The organism is Monashia sp. HAY1-2A, assembly GCF_056755315.1.
The window spans coordinates 1-256 of the sequence record NZ_JBNDHY010000542.1 but is presented as its reverse complement, the minus strand read 5'-3'; the positions used below and the strand labels follow the sequence as shown (position 1 = coordinate 256).

The window sequence follows — 256 nt, the reverse complement described above, 5'->3', positions numbered from 1 at the left end:
CCCCCCCCCCCCCCCCCCCCCCCCCCCCCCCCCCCTTCCCCAAACCGCCACCCCCCCCCCCAGATTACTACGCGTCTCGTGGGCTCGGAGATGTGTATAAGAGACAGGTCTCGAGGGTCTCGTCGACCGACACCGCGAGCTGTACCGGGTGGCCGAGCTGCTCACCGAGACCGGTGCACGAGGAACGACTCAGGGGTAGGTGGGACGAGGTGGCCGATGCCTGTCTCTTATACACATCTGACGCTGCCGACGACGG

The 256-nt window shown here is 68.4% G+C and carries 1 protein-coding gene; it reads right to left on the bottom strand.

All coding sequences use genetic code 11. From position 1 onward, the window contains the following. Positions 1-67: 67 nt before the first annotated feature. Positions 68-256: hypothetical protein (locus tag ACPYOM_RS23025; protein ID WP_481347745.1), on the bottom strand; the 189-nt coding region annotated here is incomplete at its 5' end.